Raw genomic sequence first — 21,764 nt, forward strand, 5'->3', positions numbered from 1 at the left:
ATACTCGGCGGAGTCTATCCAACGGGTAAAAAAAAAGCGACCCGAAGGTCGCTTTTTACATCACCGTTATTAGCGGTAATTCTTTTTGACGATATCGATGACTCGCAGTTGAGCCATCGCCTTGGCCAGCTCGGTGGCGGCCTGGGCGTAGTCGATATCACCATGGGAGCTGTGGATCCGCTCTTCGGCTGCGCGCTTGGCTTCCTGGGCTTTCGCCTCATCCAAGTCGTCAGCACGAATCGCGGTGTCCGCCAGCACGGTCACGGATTCAGGTTGTACTTCCAGCATACCGCCAGAGATGTACAGCACCTCTTCAGTTCCGTTCTGCTTCACCAAGCGGACCAGGCCCGGCTTGATGGCAGTCAGCAACGGAGCATGACCGTGGCGGAGACCCAACTCACCTTCGGAGCCTGATACCTGAGCGGATTGCACGCGACCGGAAAACAGTTTTCCTTCGGCGCTCACCACATCCAGGTGAAAGGAGATCATCTCTGCCATGGGCCCTCCTGTCGAGGCTTACAGTTTCTTGGATTTCTCGACGACTTCGTCGATACCGCCAACCATGTAGAACGCCTGCTCGGGCAGATCGTCATACTCGCCTTTCAGGATGCCCTGGAAACCACGGATGGTCTCTTTCAGCGGCACGTATTTGCCCGGAGAACCGGTAAACACTTCTGCTACGAAGAACGGCTGGGACAGGAAACGCTCGATCTTACGGGCACGGGCTACGGTCAGTTTGTCTTCTTCTGACAGTTCATCCATACCCAGGATGGCGATGATGTCCTTCAGCTCTTTGTAGCGCTGCAGTACGGTTTGAACGCCACGAGCGGTCTCGTAGTGCTCTTTGCCAACCACCAGCGGATCCAGCTGACGAGAGGTAGAGTCCAGCGGGTCAACGGCCGGGTAGATACCCAGTGCCGCGATTTGACGGGACAGTACGACGGTCGCATCCAGGTGGGCGAAGGTGGTCGCCGGAGACGGGTCAGTCAAGTCATCCGCAGGAACGTAAACGGCCTGTACGGAGGTGATGGAACCGGTCTTGGTGGAGGTGATACGTTCTTGCAGAACACCCATCTCCTCGGCCAGGGTCGGCTGGTAACCTACTGCGGAAGGCATACGGCCCAGCAGTGCGGATACTTCAGTACCGGCCAGGGTGTAACGGTAGATGTTGTCCACGAAGAACAGCACGTCACGACCCTCGTCACGGAACTTCTCGGCCATGGTCAGGCCGGTCAGCGCAACGCGCAGACGGTTTCCGGGCGGCTCGTTCATCTGACCGTAAACCAGAGATACTTTGTCCAGTACGTTGGACTCCATCATCTCGTGGTAGAAGTCGTTACCCTCACGGGTACGCTCACCTACACCGGCGAACACAGAGTAACCACTGTGCTCGATCGCGATGTTACGGATCAGCTCCATCATGTTTACGGTTTTGCCTACACCGGCACCACCGAACAGACCAACCTTACCACCCTTGGCGAACGGGCATACCAGGTCGATAACCTTGATGCCGGTCTCCAGCAGATCGTTGCTGTTGGACTGATCTTCGTAGCTGGGGGCAGCGCGGTGGATAGACCAGCACTCTTCTTCACCGATCGGACCTTTTTCGTCGATTGGCTCACCCAGTACGTTCATGATCCGACCCAGAGTCGCAGTACCGACCGGAACCTGGATGGATTTACCGCTATTCACTACTTCCAACCCACGACGCAGACCGTCGGAGGAGCCCATGGTGATGCAACGAACGACGCCGCCACCGATCTGTTGCTGAACTTCCAGCACCAGACCCTGGCCTTGACCTTCGCTAACGACCTTCAGTGCATCGTACACCTGGGGCACGGCATTCTGCGGGAACTCGATGTCCACCACAGCGCCGATGATTTGGACGATGAAACCGTTACTCATGTCAAATCCTCTAAACCTTTGATAACCCTTGCCTTACACCGCAGCAGCACCGGATACGATCTCTGTCAGCTCCTGGGTAATACTGGCCTGACGGGCCTTGTTGTATACCAGTTGCAGATCGTTAATCAGGTTACCGGCGTTGTCAGTCGCGGCTTGCATGGCAACCATTCGGGCTGCCTGTTCACTTGCCAAGTTTTCCACTACCCCCTGGTAAACCTGAGATTCGACATAGCGAACCAGCAGGGTATCCAGCAGCTTCTTGGGATCTGGCTCATAGAGGTAATCCCAGTGGTGTTTCTTGGCGAGCTTGCTGTCTTCAGTTACGGGCAAAGGCAGCAGTTGATCGACCCGTGGTTGCTGCACCATGGTGTTGACGAACTTGTTGTACACCAGATACAGCTTGTCAATCTCACCGTTGTCGTAAGCCTTCAGCATGACCTTGACTGAACCAATCAGGTCATTGACGCTCGGACTATCGCCCAGTCCTGCGACATGAGCTTTAACCTTGGCGCCGTGCCGTTCAAAGAAGTTGGAGGCCTTGTTACCGATCAGTGCCAGGTCAACCTTGGCACCTTTCGCGCTCCATTGCTTCATATCATTGAGGGCAGCCTTGAACAGGTTGATGTTCAGACCACCACACAGGCCACGGTCGGTGGAGACGACGATGTAACCCACTCGCTTGACCTCACGTTCGATGAGGTAGGGGTGCTTGTATTCCAAGTTCCCCTGAGCGATATGGCCGATCACCTTGCGCATGGTTTCAGCGTACGGACGGCTGGCAGACATGCGTTCCTGCGCACGGCGCATTTTGCTTGCTGCCACCATTTCCATAGCGCCGGTGATCTTCTGAGTGTTTTTCACACTCCCGATCTTGTTACGTATCTCTTTTGCGCCGGCCATCTCTTACTCTCCATCAAGTGGCAGCTCACGCTGCCACACACGCTTACCAGGTCTGGGTTGCTTTGAAGCTATCCAGCAACGCAGTCAGCTTGCCAACGATCGCGTCGTTGTAGTCGGCTTTGGCATTGATTTCAGCCATCAGCTCGGCATGCTGGGTATTGGCGTAAGAGAGCAGAGCGGCTTCGAAGTCGACGATTTTGTTCAGCTCGACATCGGAGAGATAGCCTTTCTCGGCGGCGAACAGCACCAGAGACTGGTGAGCCACGCTCAGCGGAGAGTACTGCTTCTGCTTCATCAGCTCGGTCACTTTCACACCGTGATCCAGCTGCTTGCGAGTCGCCTCGTCCAGATCGGAAGAGAACTGGGCGAATGCCGCCAGTTCGCGATACTGGGCCAGCGCGGTACGGATACCACCGGACAGCTTCTTGACGATCTTGGTCTGAGCAGCGCCACCTACACGGGATACAGAGATACCCGGGTCAACCGCCGGACGAATACCGGAGTTGAACAGCTGTGAAGTCAGGAAGATCTGACCATCGGTGATGGAGATCACGTTGGTCGGAACGAACGCAGATACGTCACCCGCCTGGGTTTCGATGATTGGCAGCGCAGTCAAAGAACCGGTTTTGCCTTTCACTTCACCCTTGGTGAACTTCTCTACGTACTCGGCGTTAACGCGAGCAGCACGCTCCAGCAGACGGGAGTGCAGATAGAAAACGTCACCCGGGTAAGCTTCACGTCCTGGCGGACGGCGCAGCAGCAGGGAGATCTGGCGATAAGCTACAGCCTGCTTGGACAGGTCATCATAGATGATCAGCGCGTCTTCACCGCGGTCACGGAAGTATTCACCCATGGAGCAACCGGCATACGGAGCCAGGTACTGCAGAGCAGCCGCTTCGGAGGCAGAGGCAACAACCACGATGGTGTTGGCCAGGGCGCCGTGCTCTTCCAGCTTGCGCACTACGTTGGCGATGGTGGAGGCCTTCTGGCCAATCGCAACATAGACACACTTAATGCCGGAATCTTTCTGGTTGATGATGGTGTCGATCGCGATGGCGGTCTTACCAACCTGACGGTCACCGATGATCAGCTCACGCTGGCCACGACCGATAGGGATCATGGCATCGATGGCTTTCAGACCGGTCTGGACCGGCTGGTCAACAGACTTACGCTCGATAACGCCCGGTGCGATCACTTCGATCGGCGAGAAGCCATCGTTGTCGATCGGACCTTTACCGTCGATCGGCTGACCCAGGGTGTTCAACACCCGGCCCAACAGACCACGACCTACCGGCACTTCCAGAATGCGGCCAGTACCTTTTACTTTCATTCCTTCTGACAGACCGTCATAGGAACCCATAATCACCGCACCGACGGAGTCACGCTCCAGGTTCAATGCCAGAGCGTAGCGGTTGCCCGGCAGCTCGATCATCTCACCCTGCATGGCATCAGCCAGGCCGTGAATACGAATGATACCGTCGCTCACAGAGACGATAGTACCTTCGTTACGCGCTTCGCTCTTTACATCAAACTGCGCAATGCGCTGCTTGATCAGCTCGGCGATTTCAGTGGAATTCAGTTGCATGCTCTAATACCCCAATCAAGATTGCAGCGCGTCAGCCATGCGATCCAGCTTACCGCGGACTGTGCCGTCGATTACCAGATCACCGGCCTTGATGAGCACCCCGGCCATCAAGGACGCATCGATGCTGCAATTCAGCTTCACTTTGCGCGCGAGACGTTGTTCCAGAGAAGCCTGAATATTGGCTTTCTGCTGGTCGGTCAGTTCGATCGCCGAAATCACGTCAGCCTGAACCTCTTTATCCAGTTCAGCTTTGAACGCTACAAATTCAGCAACGACCGCCGGCAGCACACCCAAGCGACCATTCTCGGCCATCACCCGGATCAGGTTCTGGCCATGCACGTCGAGTTGCTCACCGCAGACACCGACAAACAGCGTTGCCAGCTCTTCGGCGGCCACAGAGCCGTTTACCAGGTTGTGCATGGTCTCGTTTTCCACTACTTGCGCAGCGAAACCGAGCATACCCAGCCACTGGTCAACCGCCTTGTGCTCAACGGCAAACTCGAAAGCAGCCTTGGCGTAGGGGCGAGCGATTGTAGTCAGTTCAGACATAGCCCCGTTCCCGTTACAGTTCTGCTACCAGTTTGTCGACGATGTCGCTGTTGGCAGCCTGGTCGATTTGACGCGCCAGGATCTTCTCTGCACCAGCAATGGCAAGAGCAGCAACCTGCTTACGCAGTTCTTCTTTGGCACGATGACGTTCAGCTTCGATCTCGGCACGGCCCTGAGCCAGGATTTTTTCCCGCTCAGACTGGGCACCAGCGGCAGCTTCATCAATGATCTGGGCTTTACGTTTGTTAGCCTGCTCAATGATTTCAGCAGCCTGCAGCTTGGCTTCTTTCAGCTGATCGGTGGCGTTGGCCTTGGCCAAATCCAGATCTTTCTTGGCACGTTCGGCAGAAGAGAGACCGTCAGCAATAGCTTTCTGACGGGCTTCGATGGCTGCAATCAGCGGCGGCCATACGTACTTCATGCAAAACACTACGAAGAAGAAAAAAGCAATTGCTTGGCCGAGGAGGGTGGCATTGATATTCACAGCCGATGTCCTCTTAAGTTAGTTAATGGGTTATGCCTGGAGAGTCGTAACGACTTAGCCAGCAACCGCAAACATCACGTACAGACCCAGACCAACGGCGATCATCGGGATCGCATCCACCAGACCCATTACGATGAAGAACTGGGTACGCAGAACAGGGATCAGATCCGGTTGACGAGCAGCACCTTCCAGGAACTTGCCACCCAGGATACCGATACCGATGGAAGCGCCGATAGCAGCCAGACCCATCATCATTGCAGCAGCGATGTACAGCAGGTCCATGTTCAAGTTTTCCATGAGGATCTCCAGTTATTTAGATGTAATTGATTGTATAAAAAGGATTATTTGAGTTGCATCAACCATGGTCTTCCTGCGCCATCGACAGATAGACGATGGTCAGAACCATGAAAATGAATGCCTGCAAAGTGATGATCAGGATGTGGAAAATTGCCCAAGGCACGGACAGGATCCACTGTGACCACCAGGGTAACAAACCAGCAATCAGGATAAAGATCAGTTCGCCAGCATACATGTTGCCGAACAGTCGAAGACCCAGAGAAACAGGTTTGGAAATCAGCGTAACAGTTTCCAGGATGAGGTTAACCGGGATGGCCGCCGGGTGGTTGAAAGGCTGAAGCGTCAGCTCCTTCACAAACCCGCCGATACCCTTGACCTTGATGCTGTAATACAGGATCAAGAAGAACACGCCCAAAGCCATGGACATGGTGATGTTAACGTCAGCAGAGGGAACCACACGCAGATAGGGAATACCCATCAATTGTGCAGCGTGAGGGATAAAGTCAACGGGGATCAGATCCATGAAGTTCATCAGGAAGATCCACACAAACACCGTCAGCCCCAAAGGTGCGATGACCTTGTTGCGACCGTGAAAGATGTCTTTGACGTTACCATTCACAAACTCGACCAGCATCTCCACAAAGCACTGCAGCTTACCCGGCACCCCGCTGGTAGCGTTAACGGCTACTTTGCGGAACAGCAGGATAAACAGGGCGCCTAGCACGACGGAAAATACCATTGAGTCGATATTGACCGTCCAGAACCCGGACCCGACTTGAAGGTGGGTCAGGTGGTGGGAGATATATCCCTGAGGAGTCAGGACTTCTCCGGTTGCAGACATGAGTTTTCCTAATAGTGGTTGTTAAGCGTGAATGAAACCATCCACTGTACAACGAGGGCGAGGATATAAGTGGCGAAAAACGAGACGGTAACGACCTCGACTCCCGCACCAAACATCAGGGCGAATAGACCTGTTGTAGAAATGAGCTTAATCCCTGCCCCACCATAAAAGTCCCGCAAAACCAAGCCCACACTCTCGGTTGTCACCTTGCGGCGCAGCACCCAGACAGTAAACAAGGCTTGAGGAACCCAGTACATCCCCCCTCCATAGAGGGCGGAATAACCGGCGCTGGCACCAGTCAGGTAAAACCAGACGGCACTCATCGCCAGGATCAGGATGAGCTGACAAACGAGCATAACCAAGGCCAGTGTCAAACCTTCCAAGGCTATTTTCTGCTTCACCAACCTACCCCTGAACATTACAGAACTGTAAAAAATCGGGATCCGAAGACCCCATGTTAACAGCTCTTAAAGCCGGTCAAATTATACCCTTGAGGGCAGCTATTGCAATATGACAAAAATCCTTAATTTTTGCGGCTTTCCGCGGCAAATCAGGGTTATGGTCATATCAAAAGGAATGGATGTTTTATTACTACAAAAAGCGTAAAAATCACGATTCCGACACGCCAAAATAGCCCAATATATGGTCCAAATCGGACAAATTCTCGTAACTTATTACTAACTTCCCGCTATCCCGCTTGCCAGGCTGAAGTTGCACCTGATTGCCAATTTTTTCTGCCAGTTGGCGCTCCAGGTAGCCGATCTGCGGATCACGGGCCGGTTCGACCCTGGCTTTTGCCGGTTCGAGCGCTTTTTGCACCAGCTTCTCGGTATCGCGTACAGTCAGCCCTTTCTGGGCAACCAGCTTGGCCAGTTCAGACTGGGCCTGGCCGCTCAGGGCCAGCAGGGCACGGGCATGGCCCATGTCGAGGTCGCCATGCTCGACGAAACGCTTCACGTCGTCGTTGAGCTGGTTGAGACGCAACAGGTTGGTCACCGTGGTGCGGGACTTGCCCACCGCCTCGGCCACCTGCTGGTGGGTGAGTTCGAATTCGGTCAGCAGTCTTTGTAGAGCGACCGCCTCTTCGATGGCATTAAGGTCTTCCCGCTGAATATTCTCAATCAGCGCGATGGCGACGGCAGCCTCGTCGGGTACATCCTTGACTATGCAGGGCACCACCTCGAGCCGCGCCAGCTGGGACGCGCGCCAGCGCCGTTCACCGGCAATGATTTCGAAGGATTGTTCGCCGAGAGGGCGTACCACGATGGGCTGGATCACCCCCTGGGCGCGGATGGAGTTGGCAAGCTCTTCCAGTGCATCCTGGGACATGTCTTTGCGGGGCTGGTACTTGCCGGACTGCAACCACTCCACCGGCAGCTTGCGCAGCTCGCCCTGATTGGTGGGGGCCATGGCCTCTTCAGTACGTTGATCGCTCATCACCTGTTTCTGGCGGGCAGCCGTGCTGGTACTGAGCAGAGCATCCAGCCCCTTGCCCAGTCCACGTTTTTTCGGAGTCATATGCTCTCTCGGTCTGCGATGGTCGCCTGACGTTCCTGCTCCTGGCGGCGCAGGATCTCGCCAGCCAGTGCCAGGTAGGCCTTGGCGCCCACCGATGATTTGTCATAGTGCATGGCCGGGGCACCGAAACTCGGGGCCTCAGCCAGTCTAACGTTGCGGGGAATGATGGTGCGGTAGACTTTGTCGCCAAAGTGCTGTTTTAGCTGATCGGACACATCATTGGCCAACCGGTTGCGGTGATCGAACATGGTGCGCAGCACCCCTTCGATCTTGAGATCCGGATTGACCACGGCGGCCAGCTTGCTGATGGTGTCGACCAGGGCGGTGAGCCCCTCCAGCGCGTAATATTCGCACTGCATGGGCACCAACACGGAGTCGGCGGCGGCCATGGCGTTCACGGTCAGCATGTTGAGAGAGGGCGGGCAGTCGATGAAGACGTAGTCGTATTTGTCCCGCACCGAAGCCAGCGCATTGCGCAGGCGGATTTCGCGGGCGAAAAATTCCATCAGACGGATTTCGGCCGCGGTCACGTCGGCATTGGCGGCGATCAGGTGATAACCCCCGGTAGTTTCGGGGATGATCACTTCGCTGATGGGGGCATCCTCGATCAGCAGCTCATAGGCGGTGCGCTCGACGTCATACTTGTCGACACCGCTGCCCATGGTGGCATTGCCCTGCGGATCCAGATCGATCACCAGCACCTTGCGCCGGGTGGCAGCCATGGAGGCGGCCAGATTCACACAGGTGGTGGTTTTACCCACTCCACCCTTCTGGTTGGCTATGGCGATGACTTTTCCCACACGATCCCCTAAATGAAACTGCGCCCCTATTCGGGCTGGATATGTTTGAATTCCAGCAGATGACGTTCGCCTTCCAGTTCCGGCACCCGCAACTCATGACAGGCTACCAGACGGATATTGGCAGGCAACTGGGCCAGCTCCTGCTCGGGATATTGTCCCTTGAGTGCCAGGAAGCAACCCTGTTCTGACGGCAGGTGGTGACACCAGCTCAGCATGTCCTCCAGCGAGGCAAAGGCTCGACTCAGTACACCATCAAACCCCACCTCAGGTTGATACTCTTCAACCCGGGATTTGACCGGCGTCACATTGGTCAGACCCAGCTCCTGGATCACCTGACGGATGAAGTTGATCCGCTTACCCAAACTGTCGAGCAGGACGAACTGCTTGTCCGGATTGATGATCGCCAGCGGCAATCCCGGCAGGCCGGGACCTGTCCCCACGTCGATGAAGCGCTCACCGTGCAAGTGGGGGCTTACCACCAGGCTATCGAGGATATGCTTGACCAGCATGGCGTCCGGATCTCGCACCGAGGTGAGATTGTAAGCCTTGTTCCACTTGTGCAGCAACTCGACCAACTGCACCAGCTGGCTCTTTTGGGTATCGGTGATAACAATTTCGGCCTGCTTGAGCAGGCCGTTCAATCTTTCCAGCATGGGATTCCTCAGGCGGTTTTACGCAGCAGGCCGTGTTTTTTCAGGTGAACCAGCAGGATGGAGATGGCCGCCGGGGTGATGCCGGAGATGCGGGAAGCCTGACCAATGGTCTGCGGCTTGGCATCGTTCAGCTTGGCTTTCACCTCGTTGGAGAGGCCGTTCACCTCGCGATAGTCCAGATCCAGCGGCAGCAGGGTGTTCTCGTTGCGCAGCTGCTTTTCCACTTCATCGTGCTGACGCTCGATGTAACCGGCGTACTTGATCTGGATCTCAACCTGTTCGGCCGCGGCAGGATCGGTCACGGAGGGGCCAACCCCTTCGATGGCCATCAGCGCATCATAGGTCACCTCTGGGCGACGCAACAGCTCTTCCAGACTCTGTTCGCGGGTCAGCGGGGTGTTGACCAGGGCGTTGACTGCCTCCAGTGACGGATGTTGCGGGTGGATCCAGGTTGAACGCATGCGCTGACGCTCCAGCTCGACCTGTTCCATCTTGGCGTTGAATTTGCTCCAGCGCTCGTCATCCACCAGACCCAGTTCGCGACCGATGGCAGTCAGGCGGATATCGGCGTTGTCTTCACGCAGCAGCAGGCGGTATTCGGCGCGGCTGGTGAACATGCGGTAAGGCTCGCGGGTCCCCAGGGTGGAGAGATCGTCCATCATCACGCCCATGTAGGCCTGATCCCGACGAGGATTCCAGGGATCCTTGTCCTGGGCACGCAGGGCCGCATTCAGGCCGGCCATCAGGCCTTGTGCCGCAGCCTCTTCGTAACCGGTCGTGCCGTTGATCTGGCCAGCGAAGAACAGGTTTGGAATGCACTTGCTCTCCATGTTGGCCTTGAGATCCCGCGGATCGAAGAAATCATATTCGATGGCATAGCCGGGGCGGGTGATGTGGGCGTTCTCGAAGCCGCGCACGGAACGGACGATCTGCACCTGCACGTCAAACGGCAGGCTGGTGGAGATACCGTTCGGATAGAGTTCGTGGGTGGTCAGGCCTTCCGGCTCGACGAAGATCTGGTGCGCCGTCTTGTCGGCGAAACGGGTGATCTTGTCTTCGATCGACGGGCAGTAGCGCGGGCCGATCCCCTCGATCACCCCGGCGTACATGGGGCTGCGATCCAGGTTATTGCGGATCACCTCGTGGGTGCGCTCATTGGTATGGGTAACGTAGCAGGGCACCTGACGGGGATGCTGGCTGGCATCGCCAATAAACGAGAAGACCGGACGAGGATCGTCGCCATGCTGTTCCTGCATCACAGAGAAATCGACACTGCGGGCATCGATGCGCGGCGGTGTGCCAGTCTTGAGACGATCGATGCGCAGCGGCAGCTCACGCAGGCGCTGGGCCAGAGCGATCGAGGGAGGATCCCCGGCACGGCCGCCCTTGTAGTTTTCCATCCCGATGTGGATCAAACCATTCAGGAAGGTACCGACCGTCAGCACCACAGTTTTGCCGCTGATGCGGATCCCGCTTTGGGTGACCACACCGGCAACACGATCCCCGTCCATGATCAGATCGTCACAGGCTTGCTGGAAGATCTTCAGGTTCGGGTAATTCTCCAGCATCTGGCGAACGACGGCCTTGTAGAGCAGGCGATCCGCCTGGGCACGGGTGGCTCGCACTGCCGGGCCTTTAGAGGAGTTGAGGGTGCGGAACTGGATCCCGCCAAGATCGATGGCACGTGCCATGATCCCGCCGAGTGCGTCAACTTCCCTGACCAGGTGTCCCTTGCCGATCCCGCCGATCGCCGGATTACAGGACATGTGTCCCAGCGTATCGATATTGTGGGTCAGCAACAGGGTGTTCATGCCCATACGGGCTGCCGCTGTTGCTGCTTCGGTTCCGGCATGACCGCCACCGACGACGATCACATCAAATTGTTCATGGTATTGCATTGGGATCACCTTGATCTGCACGCCTGAAGATCTTTATTTGCCTGGGCTAAAGGGCGGAACATTCTATCTGTTTCGCGTCCTGAGGGGAACGTCTACTTAACGTTCAGTATGAAGGGAGGATCCACTAATTAGATCTTAAGGATCTTTAGATCGATCTTTTACTGGATCTCTTATTAGGATCCGCCCTTTCTGTTGATAAGCACTTTTTGATCATAAATCATTAATTTAAGGACGATCCTAGCTTGTGGAAAAGCTTGGATCCTGGCCCGGTGAACGAGGGGATAACCAGGACTTTTATACACAGAGGTCTGTCGGTCTGGATCTAATACATGGATAACTATAGGTTTTGCAGAGCTTTACACCGTAGTTATGCACATTACCCCTGGGCGTTGTGGGTAACCTTGTAGAACAACTCCCCCGGATCAATCTGTTAATAACATGGTGGATAGTCGATCTGGGGATAAGTGGGGAGATCAAGCTTTTTTTCAGGATCTCCCGTGCGCTGATCAGGCGATCATCGTCATCCAGTCGCGGATCCACACTTCTGCGGCATCTTCGGGGATCTCGTGTTGGGTCACATCAATGTCGAGCCGCTCGCCGATCCGGCTGGCACCGCACTCGGCCAGCAGCCGATCCAGCGTCTTGCCACCCTGGCAAAAGGTGTCATAACTGCTGTCGCCAAGGGCGATCACGCCATATTTCAATGAATTAAGATCCGGATGCTGCTCGGCAAGATCCTTGGCGAAGGGTTGCAGGTTGTCGGGCACATCCCCGGCACCATGGGTGGAAGTGACCACCAGCAGGATGGATCCCGCATCATCGAGCACCTCTGCCAGCTTGGCCGGGTTGTGGATCCGGGTCTGGTGGCTAGCCTGTTCCAGCAGGTTGGCGACGTGGTCTGCGACATATTCGGCGGCGCCCAGCATGGAGCCGACGACGAGATTGATTTTGGCCATGGAATGGATCCTGATTTCAGACAAAGAAACGGAAAGCCGGATTCTACCGCCAAAGGGTGTGGATAAATATGGATAAAGCTTGGGGATAATGGATCCAGTCAGATAATGCCACCGGATCCATCCCGTCGATCTTTTTTCTGCTTCTTTATATTCCTCTTCATTTTCTTCTCCACCCATGGCTCTCCTGATGGCTCCGATCTCCCGCGAAATCCTGCCAACGAAGCAGTTAGATAACAATGCAGATGCAAATGATTAGCAATTATTGAATCGATTCGATCACGGATCCTGTAGTAGGATTGCGCTGCTTTATTCGCCCATGGAACAGGGTGATGTCGTGGCAAACGACCACAAATAACAATTAAAACAACATAACTCATTGATAAACGAGACTTTAATATGATTGCGCAAAAATACACTTTAGGACCCGGCAAGAAGGGCGCCTTCGGCGTGCTTTCGCTCTCCGGTTTGCTCGTCTCCCTGCCGCTGATGGCCGAACAAACCACCGCTGAGCTGCCCAAAGCCAGCGAAACCATGGTGGTGACCGGTACGGCCATGAAGGTGGAAGTGCCGATGGCCGAGACCCCTCGCGCCGTCTCCGTGGTTAATCGCGAGGAGCTGGATCAGCACGCCGTGTTGCAGCTGGATGAAGCGATTCGCTACCGTTCCGGCGTATTGGCCGGTCTCTATGGTTCCGACAACAACACCGACTGGTTCAAGGTACGTGGCTTCGATGCCGCCTCTTATCTGGATGGCAACCGGTTGTTTGGCACAGGCTACTACGTCTGGACGCCGGAACCGTTTGGTCTGGAGAGTGTGGAAGTGCTGAAGGGGCCAGCCTCGATCCTTTACGGTGAGGCGCCTCCGGGCGGGGTGATCAATGCCATCAGCAAGCGACCGACCGCCACGCCGCAAGGGCAGGTAGATCTGCAGCTTGGCAGCCGGGATCATCGTCAGGTCGGGGTGGACGTCTCTGACGCGCTCTCCGACAACAGCCGCTACCGGATGGTTGCTCTTTATAAAGAGCGTGATGGTGTGCTTACCGGTACTTACAACGATCGGGTTTATCTGGCGCCCAGCGTCACCTTCGATCTTTCGGATCGTACCAGCCTGACCCTGCTGGCCAGTTTCCTGCACGACGAAGGGGTCCCGACCAACGGCTTCTTCCCGGTCTATGGCACCCTGAATACGTCAGGTGGCCAGATTGATCCATCCACCAACCTGAGCCAACCGGATTACGATCGCAACCGCAATACCCAGATCTCCACCGGTTATGAGCTGGCCCACCAGCTCAACCAGAGCTGGGAGTTCAAGCAGAACGTCCGCTTCAACTACAACGATCTGCTGCTGCGCCAGACCTATATCTTCCCGACCTATGAAGGCACAACCGCCAGTCGTGGCCTGGTTTACCGTGATGGCAATACCAAGAGTGCCACCATGGACAACCAGATGGTGGGCTACTGGAACACCGACAGCACCGAGCAGACCTTGTTGCTGGGGGTTGATCTGCAGCGTCATGTCAATGAAGGGGTCGAGGCCGACAACTACGCCATGGGCACCATCAATACCATGAACCCGGATTACAGCGGCTTCCCCGGTTTTGACGAGTCGACCGCCACTCACCAGAAGAGCAGCAAGGGCCAGAGCGGCCTCTATGCCCAGCACCAGATCCGCTGGGACGATCGCTGGTTGCTGACTGCCGGTGGCCGTTTTGACTATGTGGAGACCCACAACACCAATACCAGCAAGGACGAGCGCCAGTACGATCACGAGCTCTCCCTCTCGGGCAGCCTGATGTATCTGGCCGACAACGGCCTCTCTCCCTACTTTGCCTATGCCGAGTCGTTCGAGGTGCTGCCGGGGATCGATCCTAACACCCGAAACTCCTACAAGCCGCTCAAGGGCAAGCTCTACGAGACCGGCGTGAAGTATGCGCCTGCCTTCCTCGACGGTTACATCAATCTGGCGCTGTTCGATCTGGTCCAGACCAACTCGCTGGTCTCTACCGGTTCCGGCCAGCAGACCCAGGCGGGTGAAGTGACCTCTCAGGGGATTGAGCTGGAAGGGAGCGTGCAGGTGACCGATGCGCTGCGTCTGACCGCTGCTTATACCTACACAGATGCCAAAACCAACGACACCGGCAGTGGCGATCGCCGTGCCAGCCTGATCCCTCGCCACCAGGCCTCCTTCTGGGGCAACTACAAGGTGCAGCAAGGGGTGGCTTCGGGTCTGGAGCTGGGTACCGGTGTACGTTATATCGGTTCCAGCGTGGGTATTGGCGCCGTGAATGCGGATTTCACCCCCATCTACGGCTCTGCCGAGGTGCCGGCCCATACCGTCTGGGATGCGATGATCGGGTATGACTTTGCCAAGAACTGGCGTGCCCAGCTCAACGTCAACAACCTGCTGGGTGAAACCTACGTGGCCAGTTGTGACTATTACTGCTACTACGGCGAGCCGCGCAGCGTAGTGGGCAGCATCAACTACCGCTGGTAATCGAAGTCGGGCGGGAACCGGATTCCCGCCCTTCTTTTCACCCGCAGTTGTTCTGACCTCTCTGGAATACCGGTCCGTTATGGAACTCTTGTCTCTGGTTTATCGCCAATATCGTTGGCCTTTTATCGCCATTACCCTGCTCAGTCTGCTCAGTGCCGTCAGCGGGATTGGCGTCATTGCTTTTATCAATCAGTCTCTTATCGAATCTATAGGTGATCCGCTGCCGATCCTCGGTCAGTTGGTCGGCTTGATAGTGCTGCTGCTGGTGGTCACACTCGGATCTCAGTTGGCCCTGACCACTCTCGGTCACCATTTTGTCTACCGGTTGCGTGGCCGTCTGCTCAAGCAACTGCTGGATAGCGATGTCGCCCGCATCCGCCAGATTGGTCAGGGGCCGCTGCTGGCCTCCCTCTCCAGCGATATCGGCCAGATCACCATCGCCTTCGTGCGCCTGCCTGAGCTGGTGCAGGGGCTGGTACTCACGCTGGGCTCTGCCCTATATCTTGGCTGGCTCTCTCCGGCCCTGCTCGGGGTGACCGCACTCTGGGTCACCGTCACCATGGTGGTGGGCTGGTTGCTGGTGAACCGTGTTTATCGCCATCTCTCCCACATGCGTCAGGCTGAAGATCGGCTCTATCAGAACTATCAGGCCATCATTGCTGGCAGCAAGGAGCTGGCGCTCAACCGCGAGCGGGCTCACTTCGTCTATCACCAGCTCTATGAGCAAAATGCCCGTGACTATCGCCAGCAGATCATTCGCGCCGACACCTATCACCTGAGCGCGGTGAACTGGTCGAATATCATGATGCTGGGGGCCATCGGTCTGGTCTTCTTTCTGGCCAACGGCCTTGGCTGGGCCAACACCAATGTGGCCGCCACCTTCGCCCTGACCCTGCTGTTCCTGCGCACCCCGCTGTTGCAGGGGATTGGCGCCCTGCCGACCCTGCTTGCCGCTCAGGTGGCGTTCGACAAGATCGCCGCCCTCAATCTGGCCGAGCCGGATGCGGACTTCCCGTTGCCGCCCGCCATCCGCCCCTGGCAGCGTATCGAGCTGGAGCAGGTGAGCTTTCACTATCAGGGGGAGGGCGGCTTTGCCGTTGGCCCCATCGATCTGGTCATCGAAAAGGGGGAGCAGATCTTCATCATCGGCGGCAATGGCTCCGGCAAGTCGACGCTGGCCATGCTGCTGACCGGTCTTTATCAGCCGGTATCGGGCCGCATCCTGTTGGATGGTGAACCCGTCACCGATCGCAACGGCTATCTGGCGCTCTTCTCCGCCATCTTCACCGACTATCACCTGTTCCAGCACCTGCTGGGGCCGGAACCCAAGGATGAGCTGGTGGCTGAGTGGCTGGAGCGGTTGCAGATGGGCAGCAAGCTCACCATCGAGGATGGCTTTATCGCCGATATCGATCTCTCCCAAGGGCAGCGCAAGCGGGTCGCCCTGCTGCTGGCGCTGGCCGAGCAGCGCGAGGTGATGCTGTTTGACGAGTGGGCTGCGGATCAGGATCCCCAGTTCCGCCGCATCTTCTATCAGGTGCTGTTGCCGCGCCTCAAGGAGATGGGCAAGACGGTGATTGCCATCAGCCACGACGATCACTACTTCCCGCTGGCCGATCGTCTGCTGGAGATGCGTCAGGGCCAGCTCACCGAACTGACCGGGGCGCGGCGCGCCGAAGTGAGCCGTGATGCGATTGCCCACCTGGATTGCGAGGTGCCGGCTTGATGCCGGCACCGATGAGACTGGCGGCAAGCCAGCACAGGAATTGCTTATGTTCGAGATGAAATCAGCCAGCTTCACGGTCAATGACCGCACGCTGCTGCACCCCACCGACCTGCGTTTCGAGCAGGGACAGGTCTATGGCCTCATCGGCCACAATGGGTCGGGCAAATCGACCCTGCTCAAGCTGCTGGCACGCCAGCAACCCCTCAGCGACGGCGAGATCCTGTTCGATGGCAAGCCGCTGCCCGACTGGGGCAATCGGGAGTTTGCCCGTCAGGTGGCCTATCTGCCCCAGCATCTGCCGAGCGCTGAGAATCTGCTCGGGCGGGAGCTGGTGGAGATGGGCCGCTACCCCTGGCGTGGCCTGCTGGGCCGGATGGGGGCGGAGGATCACCGTCAGGTCGATCGGGCCATCGCCCTTACCCATACCGAACACTTTGCCGATCGGCTGGTGGATACCCTCTCCGGCGGCGAGCGGGGCCGGGTCTGGCTGGCGATGCTGCTGGCCCAGGAGAGCCGCTTCATCCTGCTGGACGAGCCGCTGGCCGCGCTGGACGTGGCCCATCAGGTGGAGGTGCTGACGCTGGTCAAGCAGTTGAGCCGTCAGCTAAACCTCGGGGTCATCATCGTCATTCACGACATCAATATGGCCTCCCGCTTCTGCGATCGGCTGGTGGCGCTCCACTCCGGCCGCCTGCTCACCCACGGTGAACCTGAGGGGATCATGACCAGCGAGACTCTGCACGCCATCTATGGCATTCCGATGGAGGTCATTCGCCACCCGGCTTATGCTCATCCCATCGCCATCGTCTGACCGGGGGGCTCTCTTGAACCGTTTATTGAAGAAGATGGCACCCTGCCTTATTAGCCTGCTGCTGCCACTAGCGGCGCAGGCCGACATATCTCCGAGCGCCTCTGCACCGCTACCCCGTATCGCCACTGTCGACTGGACCATAGCCGAAACCCTGCTGGCACTCGGGGTGACTCCGCTGGCGGTGGGGGATGCAGGCCCCTATCAGGCCTGGGTCGGCGAGCCACGGTTGCCCGCCAGGGTGGTGGATATCGGCCTGCGTACCCAGCCCAACCGTGAGCTGCTGGCGGAGCTCAAACCCGATCGTATCCTCATCTCGCCGCTGGCGGCCCCGCTGGCGCCAACTCTTTCCCGCATCGCGCCGGTGAGCACCATCGCCCTCTATGATGGGCAAACCGATCTGTGGCAGAGACTGCACGAGGTGACCCTGACCCTCGCCCGCATGGTGGGCAAAACCGCCGAGGGCGAACGGCTGCTGGCCGGGCTGGATCGGGATCTCGCCAGCATGCAGGCCAGATTGCCTGCGGATCTGCCGCCCCTGCTGGTGGTGCAGTTTATCGATGAGCGCCATGTGCGGGTGTTTGGTCGCCACAGCCTGTTCGATGCGGTGATGACGCGGCTCGGGCTGCGTAATGGCTGGCAGGAGCAGACCAATGACTGGGGTTTCTCGGTGGTCAGCATCGAGCAGTTTATGACCTTGCCAACCGCTCGGCTGGTGGTGGTCGATCCCATCCCGGTAGGGGTGAGCGAACGGCTGCAGGAGCCTGGGCTGTGGCAGCATCTGCCGCTGGTACGCCAAGCCCCCGTGCTGCATCTGCCTGCGGTCTGGAGTTTTGGCGGCGTACTTGCTGCCCGCCGTTTCGCCGGTCTGCTCAGCGATGCAATGCTGCAAGATGCCGAGCGTATGGAGGCGAGCCGATGAAGCGACTGCTCACATCGCCGCTGCTGCGGCCGGTCTCGATCCTGCTGGGGTTGACCCTCTCGCTCGCGTATTGGGAGCTGGCTCGCCAGCTGCCCGGTGCGCTCTGGTGGAAGAGCCTCTTCGCCCCCAATCTGAATGACGTCAGCCAAGCAGTGGTGCATTTCAGCTGGCTGCCCCGCTTGGCGGTCACCCTGCTGGCCGGGGCGGCGCTCGGGCTGGCGGGCATCCTGATGCAGCAGGTGCTGCGCAACCCGCTCGCGTCACCGACCACCTTGGGGGTGGCCTCCGGTGCCCAACTGGCGTTGATGATGGTGACCCTGTTTGCCCCCTCCTGGTTGCTGTTGGGGCGGGAGTGGATCGCCATGGCCGGTGGCAGCCTCGCGATGGCACTGGTGTTTGCCCTGGCCTGGCGTCGCCAGCTCAATCCGGTGGTCATCGTCTTTGCCGGGTTGGTGATCAACCTCTATCTGGCGGCCATCAGCATGGGACTCTTGCTGTTCTTTCAGGAGGAGCTGAAAGGTTTGTTGGTGTGGGGCAGTGGCTCGCTAGTGCAGAACAGCTGGAGCGGGGTGAGTTACCTGTTGCCCCGCCTGCTGGCAGCCGCTGCGCTGGCCGCAGTACTGGTGCGCCCGCTGGCGGTGCTGGAGCTGGATGATGCCAGCGCCCGCAGTCTGGGGGTCTCCCTGCAGCATCTGCGTTTTGCCGGACTTGGGCTGGCGGTGTTTGTCACCGCTTGCGTGGTGAGCGTGGTGGGGCTGATCGGTTTTATCGGGCTGGCCGCACCCGCCATGGTGCGGTTGCTCGGGATCCGCCAGCTCGGCCAGCGGCTGCTGTGGGCTCCAATCCTCGGCGCCCTGCTGCTGGCGGCGACCGATCTGTTGCTGCAGATTCTGAGTCGCTTCTGGCCAGTCTTGATCCCCACCGGCGCCATGACCGCCCTGCTGGGGGCGCCGCTGCTGCTTTGGCTGATCCCGCGCCTTGGCATCAAATCGGGTGCGCCAAAGGCAAACGCCGGCCTGCTGGTGGCTCGCCATCCGGCACCGGCTCGCCTTATCGGCCTGTTGCTGGTCGGGCTGTTGCTGGCCGTGGTCGCCTCCCTGCTGGTTGGACAGGGAATGACGGGCTGGAGCTGGCCGAGCTGGCTCCGCTGGCAGGCTCAACTGGAGTGGCGGTTGCCGCGCACTCTGGCGGCGGGAGCTGCTGGCGTGTTGCTGGCGCTGGCGGGCACCCTGTTGCAGCGAGTCAGCAACAACCCGATGGCGAGCCCGGAGCTGCTGGGGGTGAGCGGTGGCACCTTTATGGGGGTGATTGCGACGGCGCTGTTGCTGCCTGCATTGCCCCTGCCGCTGATGCTGTCCGGTGGCCTGCTCGGTGCCTTCTGCTGCCTGTTGCTGCTGGTGGTGGTTAATCGCAAGCACGGCTTCCAGCCGGAGCGGATCCTGCTCTCCGGTATCGCCATCACGGCGTTGTTTGAACCGCTGCAGGCCATCGCGCTGGCCAACGGTGACATGCGGGTGCAGCAACTGCTCTCCTGGATGTCCGGTTCTACCTATTACGTCACCCTGCCGGTGACCTATGGGCTGGTGGGGCTGGCGCTGCTGATGCTGGCCGCCTGCCTGCTGGTGAGCCGCTGGCTCGATCTGCTGCCGATGGGGGCGGCGGTAGCCGCCGCACTCGGCATTCGCCTCAACCGTGCCCAGCTCGCTATCCTGCTGCTGGTGGCCGTGCTCACTGCCAGCGCCACCATGGTGGTGGGGCCGCTCTCGTTCGTCGGTCTGTTGGCGCCACACATGGCCAAGCTGATGGGGTTGGTGCGGGCACGCTGGCACCTGCTTGGGGCCGCCGCTTCCGGCGCCCTGCTGATGGTATCGGCGGACTGGGTCGGCCAGCAGATCCTCTTCCCGCAGGAGGTGCCGGTCGGGCTGGTCTCCACCTTGTTAGGGGGCGCTTACTTCATGTGGTGCCTGCGTCGCCTCTAGGTTTGTGGACAAAAAATGCACAACAAAAAGCCCGGGATGAACCCGGGCTTTTTGTTGTCTGCCAGACCGGCTTACTTGCCGATGCAGAAGCTGGAGAAGATACGGCCCAGCAGATCGTCGGAGCTGAACTCGCCGGTGATCTCGGAGAGGGACTCCTGCGCGAGGCGCAACTCTTCGGCCACCAGCTCGCCGGCCACGAACACTTCCAGCTGCTCTTTGGCTACCAGCAGGCGCTCGGCGGCACGCTCCAGCGCATCCAGATGGCGGCGGCGGGCCATAAAGCCCCCTTCGGTGTTGCCTTGGAAGCCCATGCAGGCTTTCAGGTGCTCGCGCAGGGCGGGCAGCCCCAGCTCGGTTTTGGCGGAGATGCGGTAGACGGCGTGGCCCTGCTCCTGACTCGGTGCAAGATCCTCGCCGGTCAGGTCGGCCTTGTTGCGAATGACGGTGAGGCCGATGTTTTTTGGCAACCGATCAACAAATTCCGGCCAGATCTCGCGCGGGTCAACCGCGTCTGTGGTGGTGCCATCCACCATAAACAGCACCCGGTCGGCCTGTTCGATCTCGGCCCAGGCGCGTTCGATACCGATCTGCTCCACCTTGTCCTGGGTGTCGCGCAGACCGGCGGTGTCGATGATGTGCAGCGGCATGCCATCGAGATGGATATGCTCGCGCAGCACATCGCGGGTGGTACCGGCGATCTCGGTGACGATGGCCGACTCACGGCCCGCCAGGGCATTTAGCAGGCTCGATTTGCCGGCGTTGGGACGACCGGCGATCACCACCTTCATCCCTTCCCGCAGCAGGGCGCCCTGTTTGGCTTCCCCGCGCACGTCGTCCAGCTCGGACATGATGGCGTAGAGGTCGCCCGCCACCTTGCCGTCGGAGAGGAAGTCGATCTCCTCGTCCGGGAAGTCGATGGCCGCTTCCACATAGATGCGCAGCCGGATCAGGCTTTCCACCAGTTGCTGGATTTTGCTGGAGAACTGCCCCTGTAGGGAGTGCATGGCGCTGCGGGCGGCCTGTTCGCTGGAGGCTTCAATAAGGTCAGCGATGGCTTCGGCCTGGGCCAGATCCAGCTTGTCGTTGATGAAGGCGCGCTCGCTAAACTCGCCGGGGCGGGCAGGGCGGATGCCATCGATTTTCAGAATGCGGCGGATCAGCATGTCCATGATGACGGGGCCGCCGTGGCCCTGCAGCTCCAGCACATCCTCGCCGGTGAAGCTGTTGGGTGCTTTGAACAGCAGGGCGATGCCCTGATCCAGTACCTGGCCTTGCTCATCCTTGAACGGCAGATATTCGGCGTAGCGCACCCGCGGGAGCTTGCCGAGCACTATCCCGGCGACCTGTTCGGCGGCGGGGCCGGAGACCCGGACTATGCCGACGCCACCACGGCCTGGCGCGGTGGCCTGGGCCACGATCGTATCTGTTGTCATCTTGCTTGGCTCGTTTG

The 21,764-nt window shown here is 58.5% G+C and carries 20 protein-coding genes; 5 read left to right on the plus strand and 15 right to left on the minus strand.

The window, feature by feature from the left end; translation table 11 throughout:
- Positions 1-69 precede the first annotated feature (69 nt).
- The 14 genes from ACTG2T_RS09330 to mioC all read right to left on the minus strand — a co-directional run bounded on the left by ACTG2T_RS09330 (position 70) and on the right by mioC (position 12,386).
- Positions 70-498, minus strand: coding sequence for a F0F1 ATP synthase subunit epsilon (locus tag ACTG2T_RS09330; protein WP_005339345.1), 429 nt, complete (start codon positions 496-498; stop codon positions 70-72).
- A gap of 18 nt (positions 499-516) precedes the next feature.
- The gene (atpD, locus tag ACTG2T_RS09335) at positions 517-1,905 is read right to left on the minus strand and encodes a F0F1 ATP synthase subunit beta (RefSeq protein WP_005339344.1); all 1,389 of its coding nucleotides are present in this window, start codon (positions 1,903-1,905) and stop codon (positions 517-519) included.
- A gap of 33 nt (positions 1,906-1,938) precedes the next feature.
- On the minus strand, positions 1,939-2,805 hold the full coding sequence (gene atpG / locus ACTG2T_RS09340; RefSeq protein ID WP_005339343.1) for a F0F1 ATP synthase subunit gamma: 867 nt from the start codon (positions 2,803-2,805) through the stop codon (positions 1,939-1,941).
- A gap of 43 nt (positions 2,806-2,848) precedes the next feature.
- A complete protein-coding gene (gene atpA, locus ACTG2T_RS09345; RefSeq protein WP_005339342.1) occupies positions 2,849-4,390 on the minus strand; it encodes a F0F1 ATP synthase subunit alpha in 1,542 nt (513 codons plus the stop codon).
- 15 nt (positions 4,391-4,405) lie between these two features.
- Positions 4,406-4,939: a F0F1 ATP synthase subunit delta gene (gene atpH / locus ACTG2T_RS09350; RefSeq protein ID WP_005339341.1), complete on the minus strand. Its 534-nt coding sequence runs from the start codon at positions 4,937-4,939 to the stop codon at positions 4,406-4,408.
- 13 nt (positions 4,940-4,952) lie between these two features.
- Positions 4,953-5,423, minus strand: a complete 471-nt coding sequence (gene atpF / locus ACTG2T_RS09355) for a F0F1 ATP synthase subunit B (RefSeq protein WP_005339336.1) — start codon at positions 5,421-5,423, stop codon at positions 4,953-4,955.
- Positions 5,424-5,477: 54 nt separating this feature from the next.
- A complete protein-coding gene (gene atpE, locus ACTG2T_RS09360; protein ID WP_005307205.1) occupies positions 5,478-5,720 on the minus strand; it encodes a F0F1 ATP synthase subunit C in 243 nt (80 codons plus the stop codon).
- A gap of 58 nt (positions 5,721-5,778) precedes the next feature.
- A complete protein-coding gene (atpB, locus tag ACTG2T_RS09365) occupies positions 5,779-6,561 on the minus strand; it encodes a F0F1 ATP synthase subunit A (protein ID WP_005339335.1) in 783 nt (260 codons plus the stop codon).
- Positions 6,562-6,569: 8 nt separating this feature from the next.
- Positions 6,570-6,980, minus strand: a complete 411-nt coding sequence (locus tag ACTG2T_RS09370; protein WP_019445506.1) for an ATP synthase subunit I — start codon at positions 6,978-6,980, stop codon at positions 6,570-6,572.
- Between the two features lie 190 nt (positions 6,981-7,170).
- On the minus strand, positions 7,171-8,079 hold the full coding sequence (locus tag ACTG2T_RS09375; RefSeq protein ID WP_330125603.1) for a ParB/RepB/Spo0J family partition protein: 909 nt from the start codon (positions 8,077-8,079) through the stop codon (positions 7,171-7,173).
- The gene (locus ACTG2T_RS09380) at positions 8,076-8,879 is read right to left on the minus strand and encodes a ParA family protein (protein ID WP_005342341.1); all 804 of its coding nucleotides are present in this window, start codon (positions 8,877-8,879) and stop codon (positions 8,076-8,078) included. Before ACTG2T_RS09380 ends, ACTG2T_RS09375 begins: the two co-directional genes overlap by 4 nt.
- A gap of 26 nt (positions 8,880-8,905) precedes the next feature.
- Complete coding sequence (gene rsmG / locus ACTG2T_RS09385) at positions 8,906-9,532, minus strand: 16S rRNA (guanine(527)-N(7))-methyltransferase RsmG (protein ID WP_005339331.1); 627 nt, start codon at positions 9,530-9,532, stop codon at positions 8,906-8,908.
- Positions 9,533-9,540: 8 nt separating this feature from the next.
- Positions 9,541-11,430: a tRNA uridine-5-carboxymethylaminomethyl(34) synthesis enzyme MnmG gene (gene mnmG / locus ACTG2T_RS09390; RefSeq protein ID WP_058056584.1), complete on the minus strand. Its 1,890-nt coding sequence runs from the start codon at positions 11,428-11,430 to the stop codon at positions 9,541-9,543.
- Between the two features lie 506 nt (positions 11,431-11,936).
- Positions 11,937-12,386 carry an FMN-binding protein MioC gene (mioC, locus tag ACTG2T_RS09395; RefSeq protein ID WP_330125602.1) on the minus strand — a complete coding sequence of 150 codons (450 nt, stop codon included), beginning with the start codon at positions 12,384-12,386 and terminating at the stop codon, positions 11,937-11,939.
- 396 nt (positions 12,387-12,782) lie between these two features.
- On the opposite strand from mioC, the gene ACTG2T_RS09400 reads away from it, so the two are divergent.
- The 5 genes from ACTG2T_RS09400 (at position 12,783) to fhuB (ending at position 20,314) form a co-directional block, all read left to right on the plus strand.
- On the plus strand, positions 12,783-14,879 hold the full coding sequence (locus ACTG2T_RS09400) for a TonB-dependent siderophore receptor (RefSeq protein WP_330125601.1): 2,097 nt from the start codon (positions 12,783-12,785) through the stop codon (positions 14,877-14,879).
- Positions 14,880-14,958: 79 nt separating this feature from the next.
- Positions 14,959-16,605 (plus strand): multidrug ABC transporter permease/ATP-binding protein, encoded by a 1,647-nt coding sequence (locus ACTG2T_RS09405; RefSeq protein WP_330125600.1) that lies wholly within the window; start codon positions 14,959-14,961, stop codon positions 16,603-16,605.
- A gap of 46 nt (positions 16,606-16,651) precedes the next feature.
- On the plus strand, positions 16,652-17,416 hold the full coding sequence (locus ACTG2T_RS09410; RefSeq protein ID WP_330125599.1) for an ATP-binding cassette domain-containing protein: 765 nt from the start codon (positions 16,652-16,654) through the stop codon (positions 17,414-17,416).
- Positions 17,417-17,450: 34 nt separating this feature from the next.
- The gene (locus ACTG2T_RS09415; protein WP_330125610.1) at positions 17,451-18,335 is read left to right on the plus strand and encodes an ABC transporter substrate-binding protein; all 885 of its coding nucleotides are present in this window, start codon (positions 17,451-17,453) and stop codon (positions 18,333-18,335) included.
- Entirely contained in the window at positions 18,332-20,314 is a 1,983-nt protein-coding gene (gene fhuB / locus ACTG2T_RS09420; RefSeq protein WP_330125598.1) for a Fe(3+)-hydroxamate ABC transporter permease FhuB, read from the plus strand. The genes ACTG2T_RS09415 and fhuB overlap by 4 nt, the downstream gene beginning before the upstream one ends.
- Positions 20,315-20,385: 71 nt before the next feature.
- Here the strand turns inward: fhuB and mnmE are convergent, their stop codons facing one another.
- Positions 20,386-21,747 (minus strand): tRNA uridine-5-carboxymethylaminomethyl(34) synthesis GTPase MnmE, encoded by a 1,362-nt coding sequence (mnmE, locus tag ACTG2T_RS09425; protein WP_019445516.1) that lies wholly within the window; start codon positions 21,745-21,747, stop codon positions 20,386-20,388.
- Positions 21,748-21,764: the final 17 nt, after the last annotated feature.

Source organism: Aeromonas sp. 75A (genome assembly GCF_051919425.1).
In the GTDB taxonomy this organism is placed as follows: Bacteria; Pseudomonadota; Gammaproteobacteria; order Enterobacterales; family Aeromonadaceae; genus Aeromonas; species Aeromonas veronii.

Bases quoted from the DNA above. Each gene is read 5' to 3' on its own strand.
- atpA (WP_005339342.1), bottom strand. From the start codon at position 4,390: ATGCAACTGAATTCCACTGAAATCGCCGAGCTGATCAAGCAGCGCATT.
- mioC (WP_330125602.1), bottom strand. From the start codon at position 12,386: ATGGCCAAAATCAATCTCGTCGTCGGCTCCATGCTGGGCGCCGCCGAA.
- ACTG2T_RS09370 (WP_019445506.1), bottom strand. From the start codon at position 6,980: ATGTTCAGGGGTAGGTTGGTGAAGCAGAAAATAGCCTTGGAAGGTTTG.
- atpG (WP_005339343.1), bottom strand. From the start codon at position 2,805: ATGGCCGGCGCAAAAGAGATACGTAACAAGATCGGGAGTGTGAAAAAC.
- atpH (WP_005339341.1), bottom strand. From the start codon at position 4,939: ATGTCTGAACTGACTACAATCGCTCGCCCCTACGCCAAGGCTGCTTTC.
- mnmE (WP_019445516.1), bottom strand. From the start codon at position 21,747: ATGACAACAGATACGATCGTGGCCCAGGCCACCGCGCCAGGCCGTGGT.
- ACTG2T_RS09330 (WP_005339345.1), bottom strand. From the start codon at position 498: ATGGCAGAGATGATCTCCTTTCACCTGGATGTGGTGAGCGCCGAAGGA.
- ACTG2T_RS09400 (WP_330125601.1), top strand. From the start codon at position 12,783: ATGATTGCGCAAAAATACACTTTAGGACCCGGCAAGAAGGGCGCCTTC.
- mnmG (WP_058056584.1), bottom strand. From the start codon at position 11,430: ATGCAATACCATGAACAATTTGATGTGATCGTCGTCGGTGGCGGTCAT.
- atpE (WP_005307205.1), bottom strand. From the start codon at position 5,720: ATGGAAAACTTGAACATGGACCTGCTGTACATCGCTGCTGCAATGATG.
- rsmG (WP_005339331.1), bottom strand. From the start codon at position 9,532: ATGCTGGAAAGATTGAACGGCCTGCTCAAGCAGGCCGAAATTGTTATC.
- ACTG2T_RS09405 (WP_330125600.1), top strand. From the start codon at position 14,959: ATGGAACTCTTGTCTCTGGTTTATCGCCAATATCGTTGGCCTTTTATC.
- atpD (WP_005339344.1), bottom strand. From the start codon at position 1,905: ATGAGTAACGGTTTCATCGTCCAAATCATCGGCGCTGTGGTGGACATC.
- ACTG2T_RS09375 (WP_330125603.1), bottom strand. From the start codon at position 8,079: ATGACTCCGAAAAAACGTGGACTGGGCAAGGGGCTGGATGCTCTGCTC.
- atpB (WP_005339335.1), bottom strand. From the start codon at position 6,561: ATGTCTGCAACCGGAGAAGTCCTGACTCCTCAGGGATATATCTCCCAC.
- ACTG2T_RS09415 (WP_330125610.1), top strand. From the start codon at position 17,451: ATGGCACCCTGCCTTATTAGCCTGCTGCTGCCACTAGCGGCGCAGGCC.
- ACTG2T_RS09410 (WP_330125599.1), top strand. From the start codon at position 16,652: ATGTTCGAGATGAAATCAGCCAGCTTCACGGTCAATGACCGCACGCTG.
- fhuB (WP_330125598.1), top strand. From the start codon at position 18,332: ATGAAGCGACTGCTCACATCGCCGCTGCTGCGGCCGGTCTCGATCCTG.